Here is an 8,246-nt window from a genome sequence, read left to right on the forward strand (position 1 = left end):
GATGACCAGACGCAGACTGCTGTCGAACAACAAATGGAACGCCGTGCAGTTCAGGTGGGCGCTTGCGACGGTGATGATTCTCCTGCCCGGGATCGTGATGGTTCCCGAGCAGGCTTTGGCGCGCCAAACCGCCGATCAGACCGATCTCGTAGTTGCCCTCTCATGTGGGTTTGATGCGGATGGTGACGGTATCTGCGACACCGAAGAAGACGCCAACGCTGACCTCGACGGTGATCCTTCGACCAATCCGGGCCCTGACACGGACGGCGACCTCATCCCCAACTATCTCGATCCCGACGACGACGGCGACGCGATGCCCACGGCATCTGAAAACGCCGACCCCAACGCAGACGGCGACCCGCGCGATGCGGTCGATTCGAACCACGATGGCGTGGCCGATTATCTGTCGGCGCCCACCCTTCCGGCGGGCGGGCAGGTGACGTGGCTCCAGAAGATCAGCGACACCGCAGGCGGTTTCGCCGGAACACTCGGCTTCGACGACCAGTTCGGTATGTCGGCTACAGCCATCGGTGACATCGATGGCGACGGCGTCACCGACATCGCCGTGGGCGCCATCAACGACGACGATGGCGGCACAGACCGCGGCGCCATCTACATCCTGTTCCTCAACCCAGACGGCACCGTCAAAGCCGAACAAAAGATCAGCGACACCGCCGGCGGGTTCTCGTCACCACTGCAGAACACCGACCTGTTCGGAAAGGCGATCGCTTCGATCGGCGACCTCGACGGCGACGGGGTTAACGACCTGGCGGTAGGCGCGTACTACGCCGACGACGGCGGTACAGACCGCGGCGCCGTATACATCCTGTTCCTCAACACCGACGGCACCGTCAAAGCCGAACAAGAGATCAGCTCCACCGCCGGCGGGCTCACCGGACCACTCGACAACACCGACCGGTTCGGACGAGCCGTTACCGGACTCGGCGACCTCGACGGCGACGGCGTACGTGACATCGCCGTCAGCGCCTACTTCGACGACGACGGCGGCACCGACCGCGGCGCCGTATACATCCTGTTCCTCAACACCGACGGCACCGTCAAAGCCGAACAAAAGATCAGCTCCACCGCCGGCGGGCTCACCGGACCACTCGACAACACCGACAGCTTGGGCTCGGCAGCGAGCGCCCTGGGCGACGTGGATGGCGACGGTGTAACCGACCTGGCGGTGGGGTCCTACTTCGACGACGACGGCGGCACCGACCGCGGCGCCGTATACATCCTGTTCCTCAACACCGACGGCACCGTCAAAGCAGAACAAAAGATCAGCTCCACCGCCGGCGGCCTCCTCGGACCACTCGACAACACCGACTACTTCGGAGTCAGCACGGCGGGCGTAGGAGACTTCGATGGCGACGGCACACCCGACCTACTCGTCGGAGCCGCAAGGGACGACGACGGCGGCACAGACCGAGGCGCCATCTATCTGCTGTCGCTCAGCACAAGCGGCACCGTCGAGAGCCAGCTGAAGATCTCGAATACCTCCGGGGGCCTGGGAGCAGGCCTCGACAACGGAGACTACTTCGGCACCTGGGTGTCGTCTCTGGGCGACCTCGACGGTGACGATCTGCCAGACCTGGTCGTCGGCGCGCCATTCGACGACGACGGCGGCTCCGACCACGGAGCCGCGTACGTGATCGGACTGTCCGAACCAGCGGCGGTGAGCGTCAACTCCACCGCAGACCTGGCCGACCTCGTGCCGGGTGACGGAATCTGCGACACCGGCGCCACCAACAGCGAAGGCGCAGACGAGTGCACGCTGCGCGCCGCTATCGAGGAGACCAACGCCACGGCCTCGATCGACATCATCGACTTCGCCCTCCCCCTGAGCGACCCCGGGTATGTCGCAGGACCACCCAGCTATTGGGTCATCGCGCCAGCGTCGAACCTTCCAGCGATCACCGACATCGTGACTATCGACGGTTACACCCAGGCGGGCTCTTCGGCCAACACCGTCGCCGCGCCCGGTGGGCTCGACACCGTGCTGAAGGTTCGCCTCGATGGCACGAGCGCTGTCCAGGGCATCGGTTTCAACCCGGGGGCCGATGGCTCCGTCGTACGAGGTCTGAACATCGCCAACTTCGCGAGCCGAGGTATCTCCATGGCGCCGGGAGTGACGAACGTCGAAATCAGCGGCAACTTCATCGGCACCAACATCGACGGCACGGCCGCCAACTCGAACACCATCGGCGTGTTCACCAACGGCGCCGGCCTGCGTGTGGGCTCGGGCGTGGCGGCCGATCGAAACCTGATCTCCGGCAACTCCGATCTACCCGTTCGATTCTCGGGTGTGGGCGCCCAGGGCGGGATAGTGCAAGGCAACCTGCTGGGCACCGACGTGACCGGCATGTCCATCCTGGCCGCGTCCAACTGGGGTGTCATGACCGACAACGGAGCCGGATCTCTGACGCTGGGCGTCGACGGCGACGGTTTCGACGATGCGGGCGAGGCGAACATCGTGATCGCCGGCTCAAACGGCAGCTCGCTGACCGGTTCGGCGTCGGTGATCGCTGGCAATCACTTCGGCGTGGGTTCAGATGGCGCCACCGCGCTTGGCGCCGTCGGCCTCGGCATCGGCGGGTCGGGCACAAGGGTGGGCTCGAACTGGGATGGCACATCCGACAGCCTCGAGGCCAACCTCTTCTCGGGGTTGGTCGGTGCGGGAATAAGCATCGCCGGTGCAGCCGATGACGTGTCGGTGTTGGGCAACAGGTTCTGGGGCAACGGCGGCCTCGGTATCGACCTCGGCGGAGGCGGCGTAACCGAGAACGATCCCAACGACGTCGATACGGGGCCCAACGGCTTGCTCAACTTCCCCGAGATGACCAGCGCTGTCTCGAGCTACGGCTCGACCCAGATCGACTTCGATCTCGACGTGCCGGCTGGCGACTACCGAGTCGAGGCGTTCGTCAACCCCTCGGGCGCCGATCCGACTGGCAATGGCGAGGGCGAGCAGTTCGTGGGCGCAACGGTGGTGTCTCACACCGGTTCGGGCACCGAGTCGTTCCAGGTCACCATCAGCGGAGCGCCCGGCGACATCATCAGCCTCACCGCCACAGAGCAAATGCCGGGCCCGGTGTTCGGTTCGACCTCGGAGTTCTCCGATGTGGCCGCCGCGGTGTGCGCAGACGCCGATTCCGACGGGCTCTGCGACGACAACGAAGATGCCAACGCCGACGCCGACAACGACCCGGCCACCAACCCTGGGCCCGACACAGACGGCGACACCATCCCCAACTACCTCGACCCCGACGACGACAACGACGGCTCGCCCACCAGCACAGAGAACGCAGACCCCAACGGCGACGGCGACCCTCGCGACGCGCTGGACAGCGACTTCGACGGCCAACCCGACTGGCTCGATGTCGAAGCCGGCCCTTCCACAACACCCCTGGGCGCCGAGCAGAAGATCAGCGATCTGGCCGGCGGTCTGGGCGCCGCGTTGGCCGTCGACGACAACTTCGGCCGCTCGCTCGCATCGGTGGGCGACATCGACGGCGATGGTGTGGGCGACCTGGTGGTCGGCAAGGCGCGCGACGACGACGGAGGCAACGACCGCGGGGCGGTATATGTCTTGTTCCTCAACGCCGACGGCACCGTCAAGTCCGAACAGAAGATCAGCGACCTGGTAGGCGGTCTCATGGCGCCCTTGAAAGACGTCGGGTATTTCGGGTGGTCGGTTGCCGGGCTGGGCGATCTGGACGGTGACGGCATTACAGACATCGCCGTCGGAGCCAGAACCGACGACGGGGGCGGCACCACCGAGGGTGCGGTCTTCGTGCTGTTCCTCAACAGCGACGGCACCGTCAAGGCCGAACAAAAGATCAGCTCCGCCGACGGCGGACTGGTCGCCACCATCGACGCAGGTGACAACTTCGGCAGCGCTGTGGAGGGTCTGGGCGATATCGACGGTGACGGCGTCAACGACCTGGCCGTTGGTTCGTACTCCGATGATGACGGAGGCAACGGCCGGGGTGCGGTGTACGTGCTGTTCCTCAACAGCGACGGCACCGTCAAAGCCGAACAGAAGATCAGCGACACGGCAGGCGGACTGTCAGCAGAGTTGGACGACACCGACTTCTTCGGCTGGTCCATAGCTTCGCTGGGCGACATAGACGGCGACGGCGTCTCCGATATCGCGGTCGGAGCGCGTTTCGATGACGACGGCGGCACCGACCGCGGAACGACATACGTCCTGCGTCTGAATAGTGACGGCACGGTCAAGGCCGAACAGAAGATCAGCGACACGGCAGGCGGGCTCACCGCGACCCTGGACGACGGCGACTACTTCGGTGCGTCCGTCGCCGGGCTCGGCGACACCGACGGCAACGGAATCGGCGACCTGGCGGTCGGCGCCTACAACGATGCCGACGGCGGCACCGGCCGCGGGGCCATCTACATCCTTTCCCTCGATGCGACCGGTGCCGTGATCGGCGAGGAGAAGGTCAGCGCGCTGTCGGGCGGCTTCACCGGTCCGCTCGCGGCGAGCGACTTCTTCGGGGTTTCGGTGGTGAGCCTGGGCGATCTCGATGACGACGGCAGCCTGAACCTGGCGGTCGGCGCCTTCGGCGACGACGACGGGGCGGCCAATGCAGGCGCAGTCTGGATTCTCGACCTGTCGCCGCCGACGACGGTGGCTGTCAACTCGTCGGGTGACGGCGCCGACCTCTCGCCTGGAGACAACCTCTGCGACACCGGGGGCACCAATGCCGAGGGCAATCCAGAGTGCACGTTGCGCGCCGCCATCGACGAGGCAAACGCTTCGGCCTCGATCGGCACGATCGAGTTCGATATACCGATCTCCGACGTCGGCCACGCTGCCGGTGTGTGGACGATCAACCCGGCAAGTGTGTTGCCCGCGATAACCGCTTCGGTCACCATCGACGGCACCACCCAGGCGGGTGCTGCGTGCGACCCGGTCGACGGCGAACACACCATCGCCGTGCTGCTCGACGGAACCGGCCTGGCCGCATCGTCGGACGGTCTGGTTCTGACGGCTGGTGGCAGCACCATCCAGGGCCTGGCCATCGAGGCTTTCGGCGACAACCAGGTCCAGCTGGATGGCAACTCGAACACGGTCCGGTGCAACTTCCTTGGCGTTCAGGCCGACGGGGCGACCAGCACCAGCGCCGAAGCGGCAGCTGTCTATGTGACCGGCACCGACAGCATCATCGGCGGGCCCGCCGTGGCCGACCGCAACGTCTTGTCGGCTGGTTCGGACGGTGTCGTCGTCGAGACCGGCGCGCTCAGAACGCTGATCCAGAACAACATCATCGGCCTGGACATGACCGGCACGCTCGCCATCGGGGCCGTCGGGTCTGGCATCTACGCCAACCTCGACACCGATACGACGATCGACAGCAACGTGATCTCGGGCTACTGGGACGGCATCTTCGCCAATGGCTCGACCGGCATGGTCATCATCGGCAACAAGATCGGCACCAACCGGACCGGCACCGCGGCCGTGGCCAATGGCGCCAAGGGTGTCTGGCTGCTCGGCGCCGCCGACGGAACCCTCGTGTCGAACAACCTGATCTCGGGCAACACCGACCAGGGCCTGTTCACGAACAACTCGGTAACCAACACGACGATCACTGGCAACACGATCGGAATGAACGCTGCCGGTGACGCGCCGATACCCAACTCGGTTGGCGTCTACCTGCAGGGACCGGCCACCGTCGGCGGGCCACTTCCGGCCAACCGCAACATCATTTCGGGTAACGCGGGCAACGCCATCACGGTTGTCGGGTCGTTTGCGTCGGGAACGACCATCGAGGGCAACCGCATCGGCACCAGTGCCGACGGGCTCTCGGCCGTCGCCAACGGCGGGGCGGGCATACAGGTCGACGGAGGCGCCGACAATGTCGTGATCGGGGGCGCTGCGGCTGGCGCGGGCAACCTGATCTCGGGCAACACCGGACACGGCGTCCACATCTCCGGCAGTGGCACCGACAACGCCGTGGTTCAAGGCAACGTGATCGGCCTCGACACCGCAGGCAACGTCCTCGGCAACGCAAGCCAGGGCATCTACGTGGCAGCGACCGATGGTCACCAGATCGGTGGCAGCGGAGCCGGCGAGGGCAACGTGATCTCGGGCAATGCGTCGAACGGTGTGATGCTCGACGGAACCGGCGCCACCGGCAACGTCGTCGCAGGCAACATCGTCGGCCTAGACCCCACGGGAAGCCTGCCGCGCCCCAATGGTGGTGCCGGCGTCGCCATCTGGACCTTCGCCGACGGCAACACAATCGGCGGGGCGACTCCAGGCGATGCAAACACGATCTCTGGCAATACGGGTGCCGGCGTCAGTATCGCCAACGGGGCCGACAACAACATGGTTCGCGGCAACCGGATCGGGCTCGACTCGAGCGGCGTTGCGGTGGTGCCGAACGGAGCAGCCGGCATTGGCAAGGGTGGCGCCGGCGCGGGCAACACGTTCATCTCCAACCAGATCGTGGGCAACGTCGGGCTCGGCATAGACCTCGGAACCACCGGTGTCGACACCAACGACGCGCTCGATGTCGACACCGGCTCGAACGACCTGCTCAACTACCCGGTCGTCACGTCTGCGATCGACGCGCTCGGCACCGTAACGGTCGACTTCGATCTGGACGTCCCCGCCGGGTCGTATCGAATCGAGTTGTTCACCAACCCGGCGGGCGCCGATCCAAGTGGCTACGGCGAGGGTCAGGGCCTGCAGGTCGCAAGCACCATCGTGCACACCGGCTCGGGTACCGAGTCGTTCCAGATCATCTACGGCGGCGGCTATGGCGACACGATCACCCTGACCGCCACCGAAGAGTCGGCGGGGCCTGTCTATGGGTCCACGTCGGAGTTCTCGGCCGCGGCATCTGTGGCGTGCACCGACACCGACGGCGACACCGTGTGCGACATCTTCGAAGACGCCAACCTGGATCTCGACGGTGATCCGTCGACAAACCCCGGTCCCGACACCGATGGTGATTTCACCCCCGACTATCTCGACACCGACGACGATGGCGACGGCGCCCCCACCGCCGACGAGTCGGCCGACCCCAACGCCGACGGCGACCCCGCCGACGCACTCGACACCGATGCCGACCTGACGCCCGACTATCTCGACGCAATGGGTGGCGCCGACTGCACCGCCCAGACCCAGGTGCCCACGATCGAGTGCAACTACCTGGTGGCGCTTGCGTCGGCGACCAACTCGCCGGGCTGGACCGCCAACTCGGGGTGGTTGGCACACAGCCTCCCCTGCCTGTGGCCAGGGGTCACCTGCGACGCCACCAACGTCACTGGCCTCGACCTCTCGAACAGTGGGCTCGTCGGTTCGATACCCGCAGGCATCGACGACCTCGCTGCGCTGCAGACGATCGATCTGTCTGTCAACCGGCTGAGTGGTGCCTTCCCGGCCGATCTGGCGGCCATCCCGATGCTGGTCGAGCTTCGCCTCAACGACAACGAGCTGACCGGTTCGCTGCCGCTGGGATTCGGCTCGATCGCCTCGCTGACCGTCCTGGATGTCGAGACCAACCGGCTCGGCGGCTCGCTGCCCGCCGACCTAGGCGGAGCATCTGCTCTGACCCACCTCAACGTGGGCCACAACGCTCTGTCGGGAAGCATCCCTGCGGGCCTGGGTTCGCTGACGTCGCTGGTGGTGCTCGATCTCCAGAACAACGCCTTCAGCGGTTCGATACCGACGACGTTCGGTGCCTTGGATTCGGTGACCGACCTGCGCCTGCAGAACAACGTCCTCACGGGCGCCATTCCGGTAGAGCTGGGCGACATGGCCTCGGTCGAGTGGATGATGCTGCACGACAACGGCCTGTCTGGTTCGATTCCGGTCGAGTTGGGCGACGCCACGACCCTGCAAGGGCTGAGCCTTCACGGCAACCTGCTGAGCGGTGCCGTGCCCGTGCAGCTGTCGAACCTGGCCTCGCTCGCGTCGCTGACCCTGCAGGGCAACGCCGGCTTGGGCTCGGTGCCCGGCGCCGTCGTCGATCTGCCCGGGCTCCTCGTCTTCGCCCGATAGGACTCGGGCGCGGCAGACGCCCGGTACCGGGTTGTCCCGAAGGGAATATGGGGGCGAGTTCGCCCCGGTTTTCGGGGTGAACCCACCTCCAGATTCGGCGAACGTCAGGGGTTCTCCCATCGGGTCTGCTTGCGGTTGTCCAGGTCTACCGGCAACAGAACCCGATCGATGGTGTGCACCACGCCATTGCCGACAATCCGTGCTGTTGTTTGCT

1 protein-coding gene is annotated in these 8,246 nt (G+C 65.9%); it reads left to right on the forward strand.

Annotated features, from left to right (window positions below):
- Position 1: 1 nt before the first annotated feature.
- A complete protein-coding gene (locus tag R2770_06820; GenBank protein ID MEZ5280167.1) occupies positions 2-8,032 on the forward strand; it encodes a right-handed parallel beta-helix repeat-containing protein in 8,031 nt (2,676 codons plus the stop codon).
- Positions 8,033-8,246 lie beyond the last annotated feature (214 nt).

The sequence above is a fragment of the Acidimicrobiales bacterium genome (genome assembly GCA_041394185.1).
Classification (GTDB): Bacteria; Actinomycetota; Acidimicrobiia; order Acidimicrobiales; family Poriferisodalaceae; genus JAAETH01.

What these genes read in the sequence shown, in the direction of transcription:
- R2770_06820 (MEZ5280167.1), top strand. Translation starts at nt 2, where the DNA reads ATGACCAGACGCAGACTGCTGTCGAACAACAAATGGAACGCCGTGCAG.